The following is a 17,961-nucleotide window of genomic DNA, read 5'->3' as shown; positions in this document are numbered from 1 at the left end:
TTATTGTTTATTCACACCAGAGTTCCCTTAAGGTTTCGACGGCTTTTCTGACGAGAATATCGCCGCCCTCGTGTCCGACGTTGCCGCTTGAGACATAGGCGCTGTAATGGCTGCCGCGCTCGGCGCGGGCTGTCGGCAGGTATCCTCCGCAACCGCAGGAAAGCTCAATGAGGAAAGTTTGTTCGCCCGGGCTCATGGCGCGGATTTTATTCCCGTAATCAAGAAACAGTTCAAACGGGAATGACACGAATGCCGCGCTGCCGAGGCGCAGAAAGTGCATTTCGGTGTCATAAAAATCATGGTTCTGCTGATACCTGTACCTGACTATTGTTCCGGCATATACATGCAGCGCCGCATTTGAGCGGTAATCGAAGTCCGATGCAGCCTTGGTAAAATCGTCAATGACGCGGAGAGCTTTTTTATATTCATCAACAGTCACACGGCGCAGCGGCAGGGACACTTTCTCGGCATGATGCCGGAAAACCGTCTCCCCGGTAAGCGTTGAAAAATCAAGCTCCCCGTATACCGAGACGATTTCATTGTACAAACGTTTCGCAACCTTCTGACAGCCCGGAATATCGAACATGGAAGGGTCGGCACGCCGGGACGGCGGGTTGTTTCGGATGATATTCGGATCGCTTACCGGTGTATTCGGTTCCACCCAGCGGATGAGGTCACGCGGGCACTGGTCGCCGGCGGCTCCGACGAAAGCCAGCAGGTTTATGTCCTTGCCGTACTGATTGCGCAGCAGGGCTTTTGTTTTGCCCCAAAAATCGGAGCTGACGAAACTACGGTGCTCGAGCACCTGCGCCGGGCAGGCGGTGTTGGCAACGATGCCGGTCAGCTTTTTTTCTTCGTCGAAAGTAAACATCAACTCCAGACCGGTGTCGCTGCCCGACTCAAGTTCCGTGAAATTCGGCGTGTTTGTATCGCCCCACATAAGGGCCGAACCGTCATCGTACACCGCACGGCGGCAGTGGGCAATGGGAACGCGGCCGAAACCGCATGCAAAATATCCGGGCTTCCTCTCGCGCCAGGCGCGGAGCACCGCTTCGGTTATGCGGTCCGAGATAAAGCCGAGAGCTTCATCCGGCTGCATAATTTCACGCTCATCCGCATCGACAAGCGGCTTATAATCGTCTTTCATCCGCGGGACGAGGCTATGGAGAACCGACAGAGCCGAGCCGGACCCCGAGTCCTCTTGGACGTAAGTGTAGGAGGTATGGGTGTGGATGGCGTTCAGCATTACTTTCCCGATATCAAGACCGAGACCGGCCGCGCCTGACTTAGTGAGCTTTTCTCTCACGGCGAGTAAAAGCGGCTCGTAAATGGCTACGAGGTCACAGGAGCAAAAGACGGCCTGTTCTCCCGAACACTCGAGCGCAAGTGCCGTCACCGAAATGGGAGTCTCGACATACTGCGAGATTCTCTCATAAAATTCCCCCATCAGACGGATTTTCTTCTTCGGAGTGATATCCTCCTCCGCCCAGCCGAGTTTCATTCTGTCCATATCTCCTTATCTTTTCCGGGCTTACCCTTAATCGTCCGCCGCAGGCGGCATCTTTACTCAAACGGAAGCTGATCCATATTGATAATTAATGAAACTCATCCCACGCTCTTCGCACCGCCGAAATCATTTCCTCGGCCATCGCAGCAGGATCGGCGGCGCGGCAGATTCCGCTGCTCGAACCCGAGGCAACGGCGCCGTCCCGGATGATGTTATAGCAGTCCCGGCCGCATGCAATTCCTGCCGACGGAAACACGAGGATTTCGGGATTAATTTCCGCGACAAGGTTAATACAGGCCTCAACATACTCGTGCCCCACCGCGATTCCGGTTCCGATCAGCTCGCTCGGCTCGGCGACGATGATGTTCGGCTCAAGCTTTGCGACGGCGCGGATTTCAGCCTCGGTGTCGGCACAGACCATTGTGGCAAGTCCTGCTTCGTCCGCACGTTTTATCGCGGCTTCAATTTCAGGCAGCGTCAGTTTATGTTCGGCGTGATTGAGCATAACGCCTTTGGCACCGGTTGCTTTTACCGCTTCGGGCAAGATCGTGCCCATTCCCCGTCCCGGCTTGATTGCGTCCATGTGCTGCGCATAAACGTGAATTTTTTCCGAGGTGTTCCCGGCGATCAGTCGAAGGTCTGTCGTCTGAGGGTCGAGGATGATGTCCATGTCGTATTTATGCGCGAGTTGATCGAGTTGTTTCGCAAGCAAAAGCAGCCTGTCACCGTATAGATACGCTTTCGGCCCGAACTCGAAAAAGGGAGTACTTATTTTATAATTTTTCAGCATGGTTTTTTTCCTTATCGGTACTCAGCATTTCCCCGACTGCTCCTCCGGGGTGAATCAGCCCGAATCTGTCGCCGGAATAGCCGGTTTCGACAATCAGCGCCGACAAGATCGCGTCGAACAGAGCAGCCGGAGCCATGAAACTCGAGGTTGCCATGAGCCCGGTCGGGTCGCTTTCTTCAATATTTTTGAGCAGCAGCACAACGTCGGAGCCTTTGGCGAGCGGAGATGCGGCGTTCTCGGTGATTGTTATTACGAAAGCGCCTTTTTTTCTCGCGATCTCTGCCATCGGCAGTAGCTCTGCGGTCTTTCCGCCGCGCGAGACCAGAATGAGTGCGTCGCCGGTTTTGAGAAATCCCATGCCGCCGTGCACCGCTTCACCGGTCGGCATGAAAATCGCGCTTTTTTCGATACAGCAAAGACAATGGGCGAATTTCTTTGCAGCAATTCCCGAGTTTCCGCAGCCTGAAGTTACGATGCGGGGTGCGGCGCAAATCAGCTCTGCGGCTCTTTCGAATGTTTCCCGGTCAAGATAATCAAGCAGCTCAAAAATCGTTTCGGCTTCCTTTTTTATCGAATTGCGGGCAGCCTCATATGCGGACTCTCTCATAATCGGATCAGGTTCTGTCCTTCAGCTGAAGGTCGTAGTGCGGATCATATTCTTTTTCTTCTGGGGTGAATTTGTGTAAGGTATCGATTGTCTCGCCGTCATTCCATTTGCGGTCGCCGACGTCCTCGGTCGTTCCCATGACCGTGACGTTGACTTGCCTGTGACGCGCTCTGACCTGGTCCCAGTCAATGAAGTAAATATGGGCAAATTCGCCGCCGTCGAGCACGCCGTCTTTGATTGTCAGCGTCTCGCTGCGGCCGAAGAAAACCGAGCGAAGATGTCCGTCGGTGTTCATGCTCGTAAAGTCACCCGGCTCGTTTACATATCTGCCGAACTGCGCGTGAATCGGGCCGGGGTGGCGGTATTGATGCTCTTCGCGGAAGTCGGGAACCAGCTTGCGCATGATATCCAAAAGGTCGTGCTGAAGATATTCAATGTCAAACGAGTCGATGTCATGCGAGCACTCCTGAATCATGACCGAGCAGGTGGTGTGATGCGAGGCGACAGTGACAGTGCCGTTTTTTATTCCCGACATTTTCACGATTTCAGTAACCTCGCGCGAAATATCGTGAAAAGTGGGTATCCAGCCGCGTGACTGAAGTTCGAGTTCTTTCTGATAAACTTTGAATTCCATTTTTATGTCCTCCCTGAAAAGTTATAATCGTTTTTTAGGCATCTATATTTCCTCAATCTCGATATCCATGATGCCGCAGAGATCGCGTACGGCGCGGCGGTTGTCGCCGTGTGTGATGATGTAATGCTGGCTGGCGACCTTTTGCGCGAAGGCGGGGACGTCGGCAAGGATGATTTCAAGTCCCGGGAGCTGCGGGGCCGGCTGGGCCCAGCCGCATTCCTCCCATTTGCGGGGTGTGACGCCTTTTCCGCAGAGCAGCTGCATTTTATATTTCCCGCCCGCAAAGATGAGGCGTGACAGTGTGACAGCCCCCGTCTTGACTTTTGAGACGTTGAGAATTCCCTCAGACAGCTCGCCGAAAGCAGCGGGCATTACGGTTACCTCACCCTCCACGACACCCGACGGAACGAAGTCCGGCACACCGGCGAGAACGCGGTCAGAAAAGAACTCATAAAATTCAAGGTACGCAGCCGTCTGGCCGGTCAGTGCTTTCAGTATCATCTGGGTGACGCAGCCGAGAGAGTCATTTTCGGGGATTGTTGTATATCCGTCCTCGCCGAGAAGCATAAAAACCGGGGCGGGCGGGTAGCCAAGCAGCTTCTTGAAGCCGTCGACATCCTTGAGCGAAATTGCGGAGTAGTTCCTTTCTTCGGCAATCGTTTTCACCGCAAGATAATATCCCGCCGCCTTCATGAGCGATTCTTCCTTCGCCGGTGAGAGAAAATGCCATTTGCAAATGCGGTTTTGAATGATATCTTGCTTTTGGGCGGCGGTGATTTTTTGATACTTCTGCTCGACTTCGAGAAGCTCAAAGGTCTCAATTTCTATACCCGTTTTCCTTTTGAGTGACAGTCCGTCGTAAAGCGTGCCGTAAAGCTGCATGTCGCGGTAACCGGCCATACCGGCTTTTGCGCTTCTGAGCTCCGCGTATGCCGACGCCGCCCGGCAGAACGAGGCGACACGCGGCGCTGCGGAAGGCAGCCCGACAATATTGTAATAAAAAGCAAATTGATATCCGAGCCCTTCAAAAGCGGAACGCAGCGCCGTCGTCCCTGCCTGATCGGCGGTGGTAATGAGACGGTCGCCTTCGTACCAGCCGGAAAGGCCCCAGAGCACCATCGGCAGATACCTGTAACGTTCGGTTATCTTGATTACCGCATGCGACGGGATCCAGCCGGCAACGCAGATCACGAGCGAATCGAATTTCTGACCTTCGAGCGCAGCCAGAGCTTTCGCAATTCCTTTTTCCTCATAATCGTCGGATATCGGCAGGCATGAAACCATTTCTACGCCCTCGGCTTTGAGTTCGAGCTCTGCGGCTGAACACTTGCGGATTATGACATCAACAGGGGTGTTTACTTCTCCGAAACCCAAAAACGCAGCTTTAACCATTCATCTTCCTCCTTGTAAGTTTTGCATCCAAATCGAGGTATCTCCGGTAAGCCTCTCTGTAATCGGCTCCGGACGGTTCAAACACACGATTTATCCGAACGGAGGCTGCCGCCGCTTCGCGAAGAGACGGATATGCGCCCGCGCCGAGCCCCGCAAGCATCGCCGAGCCGAGACAGGCGCATTCGGTCTCGGTAAGGGTCGAGAGCCGATAACCTGTGACGTCAGCTTTAATCTGCGGCCATAAATTACTGTAAGCGCCGCCGCCGGTGATGCGGAGTTCGCTTAAGCCGTCAAATCCGATATAGTCCAGATCATTTTTCAGGATATAGGCCACCGATTCAAGTATCGCGCGGACAAAATGCGATCTTGTATGCGCCAGTGTGATCCCGTAAAAGCAGCCTTTGGCGTCCGGATTCCAGACTGGCATCGAAGAACCGGTGAGGTGGGGAAGAAATGTGAGTCCGTCGCAGCCCGGCGGGATTTTTTCCGCCAGTTCGTCAAGCGTTGAAAATCTCTCATCAGGCAAAAAGTTGTCTTTGAACCACCTGAGCGCCGCTCCGGCGGTAGATGACCAGAGAAGGCGGCAGTACATTCCGTCTGTCGCGTAAAGATGACACGGGATTATACTCTTCGGATTATACTCCGGAATGTCACAGCAGGGGACGCAGACAGCCATAATCGTGCCGGTCATCTCGCTGATCTCTCCGGGAGATGAAACGCCGGCTCCGAGGGAACCCGCAATCTGGTCGAGTGCGCCGGTAACGACCTGAATCCCGTTATATTCCCCGACGCAAGTGCCGCTTGGGACGATTTCGGGCAACCGAACGGATGAGATGCCGATAAAATCAAGCATTTCCTCCCACCAGCGTTTATTGCGTATATCAAAATAGAGAGAGGAAGACTGAAGCGTCGGTTCACTGACGAACATGCCGCAGAGGTTAAATAAAACCCAGTCTTCGAGCAGAAAAATCTTTTCGGTTTTCGCCCAGGTTTCGGGACGGTGATTTTTGAACCAGAGAAGTTTCGACGCCGGCCACCCGCCTGTGATCTCGGGTTGGCCGGTGGTTTCGTATACCCGCTGCCGCCCGAATTTTTCTTCGATCAATTTCGCTTCATCAGCTGCTCTTGTGTCCATCCAGTTGACCGAAGGGCAGAGCGGCTTTCCCTCCCCGTCGGTCAGGATCAGCGTCTCTCCCTGAGAATCGACGGCGAGCGCTGTTATCCGGTACTCGGACGCAAGCGTGTCAATCAGTTCGCGGCAGATGCTGACATACCGCTCGGCCTGAAATTCGATAAAACCGGGGATGCTTGTGTCGAGCGCATAATTGATTGAACGGAGCGCAAGCCGTTGTCCCTTTTCATCGAACACAGCAGCTTTGACCGAGGTGGTGCCGAGATCTATGCCAAGAAAGTTCATCGATTCGCTTCCCTTAAATTTAATAACTTGGTTTCGTTTTCCCTTTCGTAATTCTTTCGTTTGACTATCGAAAATGACGACTGTATTATACCACAAACGGTTATCACTGTCAATCTCTTTTACGGGCCGATCCCGCTTTCGACGTCTTATACAAACGGGCAGGGCGTTTTGGCGTATTCGGAAAGTTCGAAGTGTCTTGCCGCGAAATTTCCGGTTATTGCATTTTGGGGTGTAAATATACTATAATAACAATAGGTAAAATAAAAAAAGTCATCGGAGGGCGGTATGGCGGGAACAGCTGAGGAAAGACGCGACAAAATAACTGAAATTATCCGAAAAGAAGGCAGTGTCAGAGTCAGGGAACTTGCGCGCCTTTTTAACACGTCGGAGGTGACCATACGCGGCGATCTGGAGACGCTTGAGGCCGGGGGGCAGTGCCGGCGCAACCACGGCGGCGCGGTAGGTCTTGATAAACTGTATATCGACATGGATATCACCGAAAGATACATGTCAAACTCCGCCCAGAAGAAAGCGATAGCCGAAGCGATTTCCCGAATTATCGACGACAACGACACCCTGCTTCTCAATGCGGGCACTACGCTTACATATGTGCTCCGCGCGCTGCGCGACAAAAAAAACATCAGCATTATCACAAACTCAATTGCCAATGCGGCCGAGGCGGCATCTTACCAGAACATGAGCGTTATACTCCTCGGCGGGCAGATCGACAGCAAATATCAATTTACCTACGGGGCCGATGCCGTCTCGCAGCTCCTCCGGTACCATACTGTTAAATCGATTCTGTCTGTCGACGGCATTGATCCTCTGTCGGGACTTACCTTATACTACTCAAGCGAAGCCGAACTTGTCCGCGCGATGATAGAGAACAGCGAGACGGTGATTATCGCTGCCGACAGTTCAAAACTCGGGCGCAGCACATTTGCGAAAATCGCGCCGGTTACATCAGCCGATATGATTGTCACCAATCATACCGAAAACACCGAACTTCTTGACAAATTGAATTTGATGGGAATAAAAATAATCGATATCTGACCAAATTTGGCCGGGTGTGTTTTTGATCGGTAGTTTACAGAGAGAATAGCATAGAAAAATATCAATGTTTACTTTTGCATCTTATTAAAATATCCATTAAAAACTCAATAATATAATCGATTGTTTTCTTAATCGGTTTGCTCGAAAGTATAATAATTAATAAAACCGAAACGCAAATCGAGATTATTAATTGTGTCAAAACAGAGAACTTTTGGAACACAACAAGACTACTGACAAGAATCACAAATATTCCATGAAGCAAATAGACGTAAATTGTGTTTTCTCCCATTTTTGTAATTTTAAATCTCTTTTCAGGGATTAAAATCAAAACGCATAGGCAAGACAAGGCCGATAAAATATAGAGATACAACCTGACTGTGCCTGCATACCATTCAGACACGCCGAGTTTGAAGTAACTTAAGCTTCCGTAAAGCCATTCAGGCGATATTTGATAAAAATAAACTAAATAAAAAATCGCTGTAAGTATTAAAAAAGCTATAATTTTTGTCTTTATATTAATAATTTTAAATAAATCCGTGTTCAAATAATAACCTATTAAGAAAAAAGGGAAGAACACCAGAGTGCGCGACAATGCTAAAATATTACCGATACCATTAATATACCCCGCGGCGATCCCTATCAGAAAAGCGATCGGAATCGCAAATTTTATATGCTTAAATAATTTCAGAAGAAGGTTCCATGAAATTAAGCTCAACAAATACCACATTACCCAATATGGATTTATCAGGAAAGGGGTTGCGGTTTGAAAAGAAAGTAAATAATAAAAAGAAAACACAAAATAAAAAACGGAGTATTTGAGAATTTTTTTCCATATGGTTGACGTATTTTTCGAGAAAAATCCTGCGATTAAAACAAACGCCGGAATGTGAAAAAGATAAATGAAATCATAAATTGCGAGTAGTATTCTATTTTTTAACAGGTATTCCAACAGATGGCCGAAAACTACTAAAAAAATTAAGAAAAGTTTTGCATTGTCAAAATAAGCAGTCCGTTCCTTCTGAATGTTTTCCGTATCGTTCACAATTTCCCTCTTATGAAAAATAAATAGTAAGGATTTTCACAGATGATTATATTCTTTATACCACCTGACAAACCGTTTCAAACCCTCTTCAAGCGGGGTATTCGGTTTAAATCCGAAATCGCGGATGAGGTCATCCACATCCGCGAAAGTCCGGACGACGTCGCCCGGCTGCATCGGAAGCAGTTCTTTCTGCGCGGGCCCCGCGATGATTCCCTCATCCGCTAGGCATTTTTCAAGAATCTCAACGAAGCGCAGCAAGTTCTCCGGTCTGTTATTTCCGATGTTGTAAATTTTATAGGGAGCGCCGTCTGCGGGTTCCGCCGGCGGTTTTTTCATGACATTGATGATGCCCGTCACTATGTCGTCGATATAGGTGAAATCGCGCTGCATCTCACCGAAATTATAAATTTGAATTTTTTCGCCTTTCACCATCCGGTCGGTAAACTTGAAATAAGCCATATCGGGGCGGCCCATAGGCCCGTATACCGTGAAAAAGCGCAGTCCAGTGGACGGAATCCGATAGAGTTTTGAATAGGCATGCGCCATCAGTTCATTCGACTTTTTGGTCGCCGCGTATAAGCTGACAGGAGCGTCCGTTTTGTCGTCGACAGAGTAGGGGACTTTTTGATTGCTGCCGTAAACCGAGGAGCTTGAGGCATAGACCAGATGCAAGACCGGACAGGCCCTGCAGGCCTCCAGAACGTTCATAAAACCGATGATGTTGCTGCTGAGATAGGCGTCCGGGTTTGTGATGGAATATCGGACGCCCGCCTGAGCGGCAAGATTGACGACAATCTCAAACCGATTATCGGAAAACAGATTTAAAACCGCATCTTTGTCCGCCAAATCCATTTTTATAAAACGAAAACGCCCGAACGGCTTCAACAGATCGAGGCGGTCCAGTTTCAGCTTCACGTCGTAATAATCGTTGAGGTTGTCGATTCCGGTGACTGCGTATCCTGTCTCAAGCAATTTTTTTGTCAAATGCATTCCGATAAAACCGGCTGCTCCGGTGATCAGGATTTTGGTATCCGGCGTCAAAATACTCATTTTCGATTCCTCCGGCTAAAATCGGATGCCGTCCGTCGTTTTGCAGAAATGCACGGAATACTTTTCATTCAGACCTGGGAAAACTTTCAGATATTCAGCCGACACCTGTTCTTTGATTTTCTCTTCAAATGAGGGGTCGATCAGCGCCATGCAGCAGCCCTTGAAGCCCGCGCCCGAAAAACGCCCGCCAAAAATCCCGTCGGTCTTCAGCATGATCTCAAATAAAGTTTTCAACTCCGGGGAGCCGGTTTCATATTTTTCTACGGAGCTTCGCCCGCTTTCGAAAGACAGCCGGCCGAACGCTTCGACGTCGCCTTTTCGCCAGGCCTCGGCGCCGCGTTCCACGCGTTCGAATTCCGAGTAAAAATGCTCCGCGCGTTTTCTCCAGTTTTCGGGGAGTTTGTCCCGATATTGCTCAAATACTTCGAATGGGACGTTTCTCAGCCGGGCTTCTTCGAATTTGCCGTATTCCATCCCGGCATAAGCCATCAGCGCATAAGCGGCGGATTTGCATTCATCGACCCGCATATTGAATTTCGAGCCGACCAGTGTGCGCTCAATCCCGGAAAAGAAAACGGCGATTTCAAAGGGTTTCATCACAGAACTCGCGGGGATGAGCTCGAAACTGTCGTATTTGGTATCCAGATATAACAGATGGTCTTTTCGGCAGTAGATCTCGCAAGACTGGTCGAGTTTCCCGCAGGAAACGCCGACGTAATTGTTTTCGGCGTCAAGCGCGGTATGAATCAACTCATTCGCGGTAAGGCGGATGTTGTTCACTTTGCAAAGCGCTGACAAAAAGGCAATCGTGACGGCAGCGGAGGAGGAAAGCCCGCCGATCGGAAGGCCGCCTTCGATGACGCCGCAAAGCCCGACGGAAAGCGGATGGGATTGGCTGAGCACCCTGGCCGCGCCGCGCAGATAATCCGCCCAGTCGCCTTGTTTTTCTTTCGGGACTTCCCGCACGTGAAACTGCGCGCGTTTTTGAAAGTTCAGCGAGGCAAGCTCAATCACGCCGTTTTGTTTCGGCCCATAGGCGATATGTATCCCCTTGTCGATGGCAAAACCGGTGACTTTTCCGTATTGGTGGTCAATGTGCGCTCCGATCGGGCAGACGCGGTAGGGGCAGAAAGCCACACCGGCCGGCTCATGATGATAGATGCCCGCGAAAGTGTCGATACAGTTCATTCAAATTTTCTCCACACCGTTTTATTGACAATTCCCGTATAGGACTGAATGATTTTGACGACTTTATTGCTCACGTTTTCGTCGGTGTAATCCGGAACCGGGATGCCGCAATCGCTGTTTCGGTTCATTTCGACCGCCGTATCGACCGCTTGCAAAACTTGTTCGGCAGTGATGCCCGCGATGATGAAATTTCCTTTGTCCAGTGCTTCGGGACGCTCGGTGGAGGTACGGACGCTCACGGCGGGAAACGGCGAACCGACCGACAGAAAATAGCTGCTCTCCTCGGGCAGGGTGCCGGAGTCCGAGACGACCGCAAAAGCGTTCATCTGCAGATTGTTATAATCACTAAAACCGAGCGGCTTATTTTGAATGACCCGTTTATCGAATTTAAAATGACGCTGTTCAATGAATTTAGCGCTTCTGGGGTGGCAGGAATAAAGGACCGGCATATCATATTTTTCGGCCAGCGCGTTGATCGCGTTCATCAAGCTGTAAAAGTTTTGTTCCGTGTCGATGTTTTCTTCGCGGTGCGCGGAAAGCAGGATATATTTTTTCGGCTCGAGCCCAAGCCGGGAGAGGACGTCGGAGGCCTTGATTTTGTCAAGACCGGCGCTCAGCACTTCTGCCATCGGGGAACCAACGACATAAGTGCGTTCTTTGGCGGTGCCCTCGGCGTTCAAATAACGACGCGCATGCTCGCTGTAACAAAGATTGACGTCGGAGATGTGGTCGACAATGCGGCGGTTTGTTTCCTCGGGGAGGCACTCATCGAAGCAGCGGTTGCCCGCTTCCATATGAAAAATCGGAATATGCAGCCGCTTTGCGGAAATTGCGGAAAGGCACGAGTTGGTGTCTCCGAGAATCAACAGCGCATCCGGCTTTTGTTCAGCCATCAGCGTATAAGATTTCGCAATGATATTGCCGATGGTCTCTCCCAGATTTTTGCCGACCGAATCCAGATAGAAGTCGGGCGATCGAAGGCCGAGGTCTTCAAAGAAAATCTGATTGAGCTCATAATCGTAATTCTGGCCGGTATGGACGAGGGTTTGCCCGAAATAGAGGTCGCATTTTTTGATCACCGCAGAGAGCCGGATGATTTCCGGTCTGGTTCCGACAATCGTCATTAATTTTAACATAATTACTACATCACCAATATATTCCTTTTGATTTGCCTTCGTAATGATAAATTTTTTTTAATTCGGCGTCCTTTTCGCGACCGACTAAATGGCCCAAATGCAGCGATTCACGTTTCAGCTTTTCAAGATATTCATCAGCCGTCTTGATAACTCTTGCGGGAACGCCGACTGCGACGGAATTGTCCGGGATGTTTTTGGTTACGACTGCTCCGGCTCCTATCACAACATTATTACCGATGGTAACACCGGGTAAAATAATCACATTGTTACCGATATACACAGAGTCACCGACGGTTATCGGTTTCGTGATTTCCAAATCCGGAATCAATCTTCTATATAACAAGGTGCCCCCGTCATGTGTGATAAATTTAACTCCGTCAGTGATATGTACGTTATCACCGATTGAAATAATCCACGGTTCGGTGCTCCAGCTGACTCTTCCGTAGATATAAAGATTACCTTTGACGTTGACTCCTATTTTTTTTGCGTACTTAACAGGCCCTTTTATCACACGGTATAACCTGTTCTTTATAATCCCAAACAGAGTTTGCAAATTCATTTTACACTTCCTCATAAAAAGTGTCCGGTTTGTCCGGGTCAAAACACTCGCTGGCCCACATAAAAGTCACCATATCGGTGTCGCCGAGGTTTTCGATGTTGTGTGTATATCCGGTCGGTATATCAACTGCTTCCGGTTTGCCGCCGTTTACATAATACTCATAAACTTCGGCGGTGTCAATTTTTCTGAACCGAATCACGCCTTTTCCGCTGACGACAAGGAACTTTTCATTTTTGGTATTGTGCCAGTGGTTGCCCTTTGTAATGCCGGGTTTCGAGATATTGACAGAAAACTGCCCCCGGTCGGAGGTACGCAATATTTCCGTAAAGCTGCCCCGGCTGTCTATGTTCGGATTTAAAAGATAACTGAATTTGTCTGTCGGCAGATAAGAGAGATACGTTGCGTACAGCTTTTTTGTAAATTCGTCGGACATATCGGGAATGCTTTTATGATCACGGCTTGCTTTAAATTCATAAATCAGATCGGCAATTTCCCCAAGTTTGATTTTATGTTCTGTTGACACTTTGCAATATTCACCGCTGCAGTTTTCATGGCCGTCTAAAGCACAAATGAGCTCCGTGATCACGTCGTCAATGTAGACCAGCGTCATCATAACGCTCCGGTCGTTGACTGTGATCGGTAAGTCGTTTGCGATATTGTAGCAAAAGGTCGCCACAGCGCTGTTGTAGTTGGGCTTGCACCATTTTCCGAATACGTTGGGGAATCGGTAGACAAGCACTTTTGCGCCTGTTTCCCGCGAATAGGCAAACATCAGATCCTCTCCGGCCTTTTTGCTCTGTCCGTAGGGATTATCCAATTCAGCTTGGATGGAAGAAGAGATCATCACCGGGCAGGTGTTTTGATACTTTTTGAGAGTATCAAGCAGCAATGAGGTAAAGCCGAAATTGCCGGTCATGAATTCGGACTTGTCTGTTGGACGGTTAACCCCCGCAAGATGAAAGATGAAATCGGCATCTTTGCAATAATTATTCAACAAAGCAGGATCGGTTTCCAAATCAAATTCCAGCAGATGAATATCCGGATTCATGCCGAACGATTTATCCTTGCCGTCTCTGATGTTTTTTAACGCCGCGCATAAATTTTTACCGATAAAACCGCGTGCCCCCGTAATGAGGATGTTCATTGTGTGCCTCCGTTATGAAGTGCTTTTTCTCGCCTTATGAGTTCATCGCGTATGTATTGAAGTGTTAAAAGCTTGTCCTTGACTTGTTCAACCGTTAAAAGCTGTGTGTTGCCGGAATCAAATTCGCTGAGCGTATTACGGCTGGTATCACCGTCTTTGAAATATTTATCATAATTTAAATCCCGCTTGTCGCAGGGAACGCGGAAAAAGTCGCCAAGATCTATTGCTTGGGCACACTCCTCATTGGTCAGAAGTGTTTCAAACATTTTTTCCCCGTGGCGGATGCCGATGGTCTTGACCTCTATCTTGTTTTCCGGATCGAATAGTTCTTTTACAGCTTGTGCAAGTACCCCGATTGTGCATGCGGGTGCCTTTTGTACCAGAATATCACCCGAGACACCGTTTGTAAAGGCGAACAATACAAGCTCGACCGCTTCTTCGAGCGACATGATAAAACGGGTCATATTCGGTTCGGTGACCGTGATGGGCATACCGGCATTGATCTGATCAATCCAGAGCGGAATGACTGAACCACGGCTGCACATGACGTTACCGTAACGCGTGCAGCAGATTTTAGTCCTGTCCGGTGAAACTGTCCGGGATTTTGCGACAATCACTTTTTCCATCATCGCCTTGCTTGTCCCCATGGCGTTGACGGGATAGGCGGCTTTATCAGTTGACAGGCAGATAACAGTCTTGACGCCCTCTTCGATAGCGGCGGTCAACACGTTGTCGGTGCCGAGCACATTGGTCTTGACAGCCTCGAGCGGAAAAAATTCGCAGGACGGTACCTGTTTCAGCGCGGCTGCGTGAAAAATATAATCCACTCCGTGCATGGCGTTTTTTACAGAAGCAAGGTCGCGCACATCTCCGATAAAGAATTTGATTTTGTCCGAAACCTCCGGCATTTTCACTTGAAACTCATGCCGCATGTCGTCCTGTTTCTTCTCATCCCGGGAAAAGATACGGATTTCGCCGATGTCGGTGGCGAGAAAGCGGTTCAAAACGGCGTTTCCGAAAGAACCGGTGCCACCGGTGATCATAAGAGTATTATTAATGAAAATAGACATTATGTCAAATTCTCCTTATACCATGAAATCGCTTCGTTCAGACCTTTCGAGAAACTGTAATCAGGGTCATAGCCAAGGAGATTCCTTGCTTTTGAAATATCAGCGTTTGAGTGTTTGATGTCGCCCTTGCGATCAGGGCCGAAAATGGGTTGTATATTTTTACCGAGAACTTTAGTCAAACTATTATAGATATCAATGAGATATTCCTGATCACCATAGGCGATGTTGAATGACTGACCGGCGGCTTCATGCGGCGCAAAACAGGCCTTAAGGTTTGCTTCAACCACGTTTTCAATATAAGTAAAATCGCGGCTTTGCTTGCCGTCGCCATTAATAGTAGGGCACTCATTATTCATAAGTTGCTTGATAAACTTTGGAATGACTGCGGCATATGCACCGTTCGGATCCTGTCTGCGACCGAACACATTGAAATAACGCAAACCGTATGTATTAAGACCGTAGTGCATTGTATACTGCATGGCCCATTCCTCGTCACAGCGTTTTGTCAGGGCATATGGGGAGAGTAAATTACCCTCCCTGCCTTCGGTCTTAGGAAGGTTCGGTTCATCGCCGTAAACAGATGAGCTTGATGCATATACGAATTTCTTTATACCATTTTGGCGGCTTGCTTCTAACATATTAAGAGTTCCCGTTATATTATTCGCACAGTAAAACAAAGGCATCTCGATAGAGCGGGGGACGCTTCCCCAAGCGGCTTGATGTAGGACATAATCAACTCCTCGAGCGGCTTTTATACAGGTGTCAAAATCTTTAACATCCCCTTTTAGGAACGTATAATTCGGGTTACCGATAAAAATATCTACGTTCGCTTGTCTGCCTGTTGAGAGGTCATCAAGGCAACGAACTTGATAACCCATATTTAAAAGAGCTTCGCACAGGTTGGAACCAATAAATCCTGCTCCGCCTGTCACCAAAAATATTGAATTTTCAGGAAATTTTAAGTGTTTATATCCCATATTTCCTCCTAAAACAAAACAGCAGAGCCTGACGAAGGCAGATAAGTATTCGCTGAGAATTCATAGCCATTTTTAGTATAATATTCATGTCGAATAATGTCAAGAATTTTATCTGCTTCTTCTTTTTTCACAAGAGCAATGACGCATCCCCCAAGACCTGCACCGATGATTTGACTTCCATAAACACCGGGAGTCCGGTTTAAAAGATCACATAAACCGTCAATGCGCTCCGTTGAACAACCATATGCGCCGGGTTGAAGATAAAGTTCAGCATTGCCATCCGCGAGTGATGCTAGTATTTCATCACTTACTGGTGCCTGCTTTATCCTATCGCCGTCATGACTGATTTTCATCATTTGACCAAGTAGGGTATAATTCCCGCTTTCGAATGCTTCAATGCATTTTTCAGATCGGGCACATTCGGAAACACCATAAAGAGCAACACCGCGAAGGTCGTACTCACCTGGGTCAGAGTGGTTGGCATATATTTGGTGTATACGGTTTTCATATTCGGGTAACATTTGCGAAATTTGGCTACGAGTCGCTTTTTCAGGGAGCATCAAGAGCATTTTAGAGACCTTTGATGTGGGTTTGATTTTTGCAATATCTCTGAACTCACGCAGATCATATTCGGGATATGAACGCTTAAGCAACATAAAAGCAAACTCATATGTTGCAACTTTTGCATTAAATATATCCCGGCTGCCTTCTGACTTTTTTGCTTGGGTCATGCTGTCTGCGACGATGATGGCATATTGATTTGAAAAAGGTACAGAAACGCCAACCTTGAATGGTTTAAACTCAAGGTGCGTAATCCGATCGCGCTGACTGCATTTCATAGCTGCATGGTCACCTGCGCCACCTCTTGACCCGACAAACCACTCGCCTTCGCCGCATAAATCAATAAATTCTCGGTCGGTTATATTGAGACTATTTAGTGCGACAATGGCTTCAGCGGTTGCGACAACAACGCTCGAAGAGGAGGAAAGTCCAGCAGCGACAGGAATATTGCCGTAAGCCGCTATATCCATACCGCAGAGTGTCATATCATTTGAAAGTTGAAAACGAAGCGCAGCAGCTTTCACATAATTCGCCCAATCACCGGCATTTTTCTTCAAATCAGCTGTGACAGGTTCTGCGGTGAGATAGTCAAGCCAATTGTTATGTTCGGCCATCGAAAGACAAGCACCGATAGAAAATGAGCGGTCGGGATATGCGGTATCAAAATTCGATAAATTGATCGTGTCATCTTCTCGGGGAGAAGCTATGAATACGGTATCACGGTCGATGGTCATGACATTGATTCCGCCGCCTCTGTGGTCGATATGGCGCCCCATCAAATTGACTCTGCCGGGCGCTCTTGTCAGAACGACATTCTTATCACCGTATTTTAATATAAAGTATTTTATGAGATTTAAATAACGTTTCTTTTGTTCAAAAGAATTCTCTCTGTATAGCTCGAAAAAAAATGAATCAAGTGCGCCGTTTTCAATATCGGAAATAAACTGCGATGCTTTACGCATGAAGTGCTCACTCATTTTGCGAAGTTCCGGTTTGGTGCTGTAAGTAAGCATTTCATCGGGATTTGTAACTTCGTATAGTTTCACTTCATCTCGTTGAGCAAAGTACTCAAGCGTATCTGTAAGATATATTTCGCCTTGAATGTTTGATGAATTACAGGCAGATATTGCAGAAATGGCCGATTGGACATTTAAACAATAAAGTCCTGCATTGGCATAAGGGATCGCGAGTATTTCCTGTGTTGTAAAAGTTTTTCCGTTCAATAGTTTCAAACCCTCGGGCTTTTGCTGAGCAGCTTTTTTTAAAACCACAGCGGCCTTTTTGCTGTTTAAACCGAGCGATTCAAGCTTTGTTGCCCATTGATCTTGCGGTATATCCGAAAGCGCCATCATTGCGGCATCGGCAAACTCGACGACGCCATACGGTTTTCCCTTTTCTGTAATCACACGCCCGCCGTTTAGGTTGGCAGAAATCGGTTGAACACTCCAGACCGCTTTTGCGGCTTCAGCGTGTCTTAATAAATCGGAAACAACCCGAGATGAGATGATTTTATCTCCCATTGATATGATTGCAGCGCCTGAATACCCAATTGTCTCAAGCGCTTTTAAACCGCACAATGCTGCATGACCGGTACCAAGCTGCTGCCGTTGATAAGCATATATTATGCCATCAACGCCATCCAAACAATCCATGACGCTTTGGGCATTATGACCGACGACAATGACGAAATGAGTGATACCGCCCTCACGCATATTGGTGATAATTCTGCGTATGACCGGTATGCCGGCGCAATTAAAACAGACCTTGTTCTTTTTATCGTCATTCATTCGGGTGCCATTACCGGCACATAAGATAATCGCTGCACGCTCCATAC

At 48.4% G+C, this 17,961-nt stretch carries 16 protein-coding genes; 1 reads left to right on the top strand and 15 read right to left on the bottom strand.

Going from position 1 to position 17,961, the window contains the following annotated elements; genetic code table 11:
- Positions 1-7: 7 nt before the first annotated feature.
- The 6 genes from PKH29_07705 to PKH29_07680 form a co-directional block, all read right to left on the bottom strand.
- Positions 8-1,510, bottom strand: coding sequence for a hypothetical protein (locus tag PKH29_07705; GenBank protein ID HNX14725.1), 1,503 nt, complete (start codon positions 1,508-1,510; stop codon positions 8-10).
- An 85-nt stretch (positions 1,511-1,595) separates the two neighbouring features.
- Positions 1,596-2,297 carry a triose-phosphate isomerase gene (locus PKH29_07700; protein ID HNX14724.1) on the bottom strand — a complete coding sequence of 234 codons (702 nt, stop codon included), beginning with the start codon at positions 2,295-2,297 and terminating at the stop codon, positions 1,596-1,598.
- Entirely contained in the window at positions 2,281-2,904 is a 624-nt protein-coding gene (locus PKH29_07695; protein ID HNX14723.1) for an SIS domain-containing protein, read from the bottom strand. Before PKH29_07695 ends, PKH29_07700 begins: the two co-directional genes overlap by 17 nt.
- Before the next feature lie 7 nt (positions 2,905-2,911).
- On the bottom strand, positions 2,912-3,538 hold the full coding sequence (locus PKH29_07690; protein ID HNX14722.1) for a YjbQ family protein: 627 nt from the start codon (positions 3,536-3,538) through the stop codon (positions 2,912-2,914).
- A gap of 42 nt (positions 3,539-3,580) precedes the next feature.
- Positions 3,581-4,930: a hypothetical protein gene (locus tag PKH29_07685; protein HNX14721.1), complete on the bottom strand. Its 1,350-nt coding sequence runs from the start codon at positions 4,928-4,930 to the stop codon at positions 3,581-3,583.
- Positions 4,923-6,347, bottom strand: coding sequence for an FGGY family carbohydrate kinase (locus PKH29_07680; GenBank protein HNX14720.1), 1,425 nt, complete (start codon positions 6,345-6,347; stop codon positions 4,923-4,925). The genes PKH29_07685 and PKH29_07680 overlap by 8 nt, the downstream gene beginning before the upstream one ends.
- A gap of 285 nt (positions 6,348-6,632) precedes the next feature.
- Here PKH29_07680 and PKH29_07675 point away from each other — a divergent pair, with 285 nt between their 5' ends.
- A complete protein-coding gene (locus PKH29_07675; GenBank protein HNX14719.1) occupies positions 6,633-7,400 on the top strand; it encodes a DeoR/GlpR family DNA-binding transcription regulator in 768 nt (255 codons plus the stop codon).
- Between the two features lie 61 nt (positions 7,401-7,461).
- Here the strand turns inward: PKH29_07675 and PKH29_07670 are convergent, their stop codons facing one another.
- From PKH29_07670 to PKH29_07630, 9 genes are read right to left on the bottom strand one after another with little or no spacing between them, the layout of a single operon-like run.
- Positions 7,462-8,442, bottom strand: coding sequence for an acyltransferase family protein (locus PKH29_07670; protein ID HNX14718.1), 981 nt, complete (start codon positions 8,440-8,442; stop codon positions 7,462-7,464).
- Positions 8,443-8,478: 36 nt separating this feature from the next.
- Complete coding sequence (locus tag PKH29_07665; GenBank protein ID HNX14717.1) at positions 8,479-9,492, bottom strand: NAD-dependent epimerase/dehydratase family protein; 1,014 nt, start codon at positions 9,490-9,492, stop codon at positions 8,479-8,481.
- 15 nt (positions 9,493-9,507) lie between these two features.
- On the bottom strand, positions 9,508-10,680 hold the full coding sequence (locus PKH29_07660; GenBank protein HNX14716.1) for a galactokinase family protein: 1,173 nt from the start codon (positions 10,678-10,680) through the stop codon (positions 9,508-9,510).
- Positions 10,677-11,816, bottom strand: a complete 1,140-nt coding sequence (wecB, locus tag PKH29_07655; GenBank protein HNX14715.1) for a UDP-N-acetylglucosamine 2-epimerase (non-hydrolyzing) — start codon at positions 11,814-11,816, stop codon at positions 10,677-10,679. The genes PKH29_07660 and wecB overlap by 4 nt, the downstream gene beginning before the upstream one ends.
- A gap of 10 nt (positions 11,817-11,826) precedes the next feature.
- Positions 11,827-12,375, bottom strand: a complete 549-nt coding sequence (locus PKH29_07650; protein ID HNX14714.1) for a DapH/DapD/GlmU-related protein — start codon at positions 12,373-12,375, stop codon at positions 11,827-11,829.
- Between the two features lies 1 nt (position 12,376).
- Complete coding sequence (locus tag PKH29_07645) at positions 12,377-13,519, bottom strand: capsular polysaccharide biosynthesis protein CapF (protein ID HNX14713.1); 1,143 nt, start codon at positions 13,517-13,519, stop codon at positions 12,377-12,379.
- A complete protein-coding gene (locus PKH29_07640; GenBank protein HNX14712.1) occupies positions 13,516-14,589 on the bottom strand; it encodes a polysaccharide biosynthesis protein in 1,074 nt (357 codons plus the stop codon). Before PKH29_07640 ends, PKH29_07645 begins: the two co-directional genes overlap by 4 nt.
- Complete coding sequence (locus PKH29_07635; protein HNX14711.1) at positions 14,589-15,566, bottom strand: SDR family oxidoreductase; 978 nt, start codon at positions 15,564-15,566, stop codon at positions 14,589-14,591. Before PKH29_07635 ends, PKH29_07640 begins: the two co-directional genes overlap by 1 nt.
- Before the next feature lie 8 nt (positions 15,567-15,574).
- Positions 15,575-17,959, bottom strand: coding sequence for a galactokinase family protein (locus PKH29_07630; protein ID HNX14710.1), 2,385 nt, complete (start codon positions 17,957-17,959; stop codon positions 15,575-15,577).
- Positions 17,960-17,961: the final 2 nt, after the last annotated feature.

Source organism: Oscillospiraceae bacterium, from assembly GCA_035353335.1.
Taxonomy (GTDB): domain Bacteria; phylum Bacillota; class Clostridia; order Oscillospirales; family JAKOTC01; genus DAOPZJ01.
The sequence above is the reverse complement of the archived record's forward strand: the minus strand, read 5'-3'. Positions and strand labels throughout refer to the sequence as shown.

Excerpts from the sequence above, each read along its gene's own strand:
- PKH29_07705 (HNX14725.1), bottom strand. The coding sequence starts at position 1,510 with ATGGACAGAATGAAACTCGGCTGGGCGGAGGAGGATATCACTCCGAAG.
- PKH29_07700 (HNX14724.1), bottom strand. The coding sequence starts at position 2,297 with ATGCTGAAAAATTATAAAATAAGTACTCCCTTTTTCGAGTTCGGGCCG.
- PKH29_07695 (HNX14723.1), bottom strand. The coding sequence starts at position 2,904 with ATGAGAGAGTCCGCATATGAGGCTGCCCGCAATTCGATAAAAAAGGAA.
- PKH29_07690 (HNX14722.1), bottom strand. The coding sequence starts at position 3,538 with ATGGAATTCAAAGTTTATCAGAAAGAACTCGAACTTCAGTCACGCGGC.
- PKH29_07685 (HNX14721.1), bottom strand. The coding sequence starts at position 4,930 with ATGGTTAAAGCTGCGTTTTTGGGTTTCGGAGAAGTAAACACCCCTGTT.
- PKH29_07680 (HNX14720.1), bottom strand. The coding sequence starts at position 6,347 with ATGAACTTTCTTGGCATAGATCTCGGCACCACCTCGGTCAAAGCTGCT.
- PKH29_07675 (HNX14719.1), top strand. The coding sequence starts at position 6,633 with ATGGCGGGAACAGCTGAGGAAAGACGCGACAAAATAACTGAAATTATC.
- PKH29_07665 (HNX14717.1), bottom strand. The coding sequence starts at position 9,492 with ATGAGTATTTTGACGCCGGATACCAAAATCCTGATCACCGGAGCAGCC.
- PKH29_07660 (HNX14716.1), bottom strand. The coding sequence starts at position 10,680 with ATGAACTGTATCGACACTTTCGCGGGCATCTATCATCATGAGCCGGCC.
- wecB (HNX14715.1), bottom strand. The coding sequence starts at position 11,816 with ATGTTAAAATTAATGACGATTGTCGGAACCAGACCGGAAATCATCCGG.
- PKH29_07650 (HNX14714.1), bottom strand. The coding sequence starts at position 12,375 with ATGAATTTGCAAACTCTGTTTGGGATTATAAAGAACAGGTTATACCGT.
- PKH29_07645 (HNX14713.1), bottom strand. The coding sequence starts at position 13,519 with ATGAACATCCTCATTACGGGGGCACGCGGTTTTATCGGTAAAAATTTA.
- PKH29_07640 (HNX14712.1), bottom strand. The coding sequence starts at position 14,589 with ATGTCTATTTTCATTAATAATACTCTTATGATCACCGGTGGCACCGGT.
- PKH29_07635 (HNX14711.1), bottom strand. The coding sequence starts at position 15,566 with ATGGGATATAAACACTTAAAATTTCCTGAAAATTCAATATTTTTGGTG.
- PKH29_07630 (HNX14710.1), bottom strand. The coding sequence starts at position 17,959 with ATGGAGCGTGCAGCGATTATCTTATGTGCCGGTAATGGCACCCGAATG.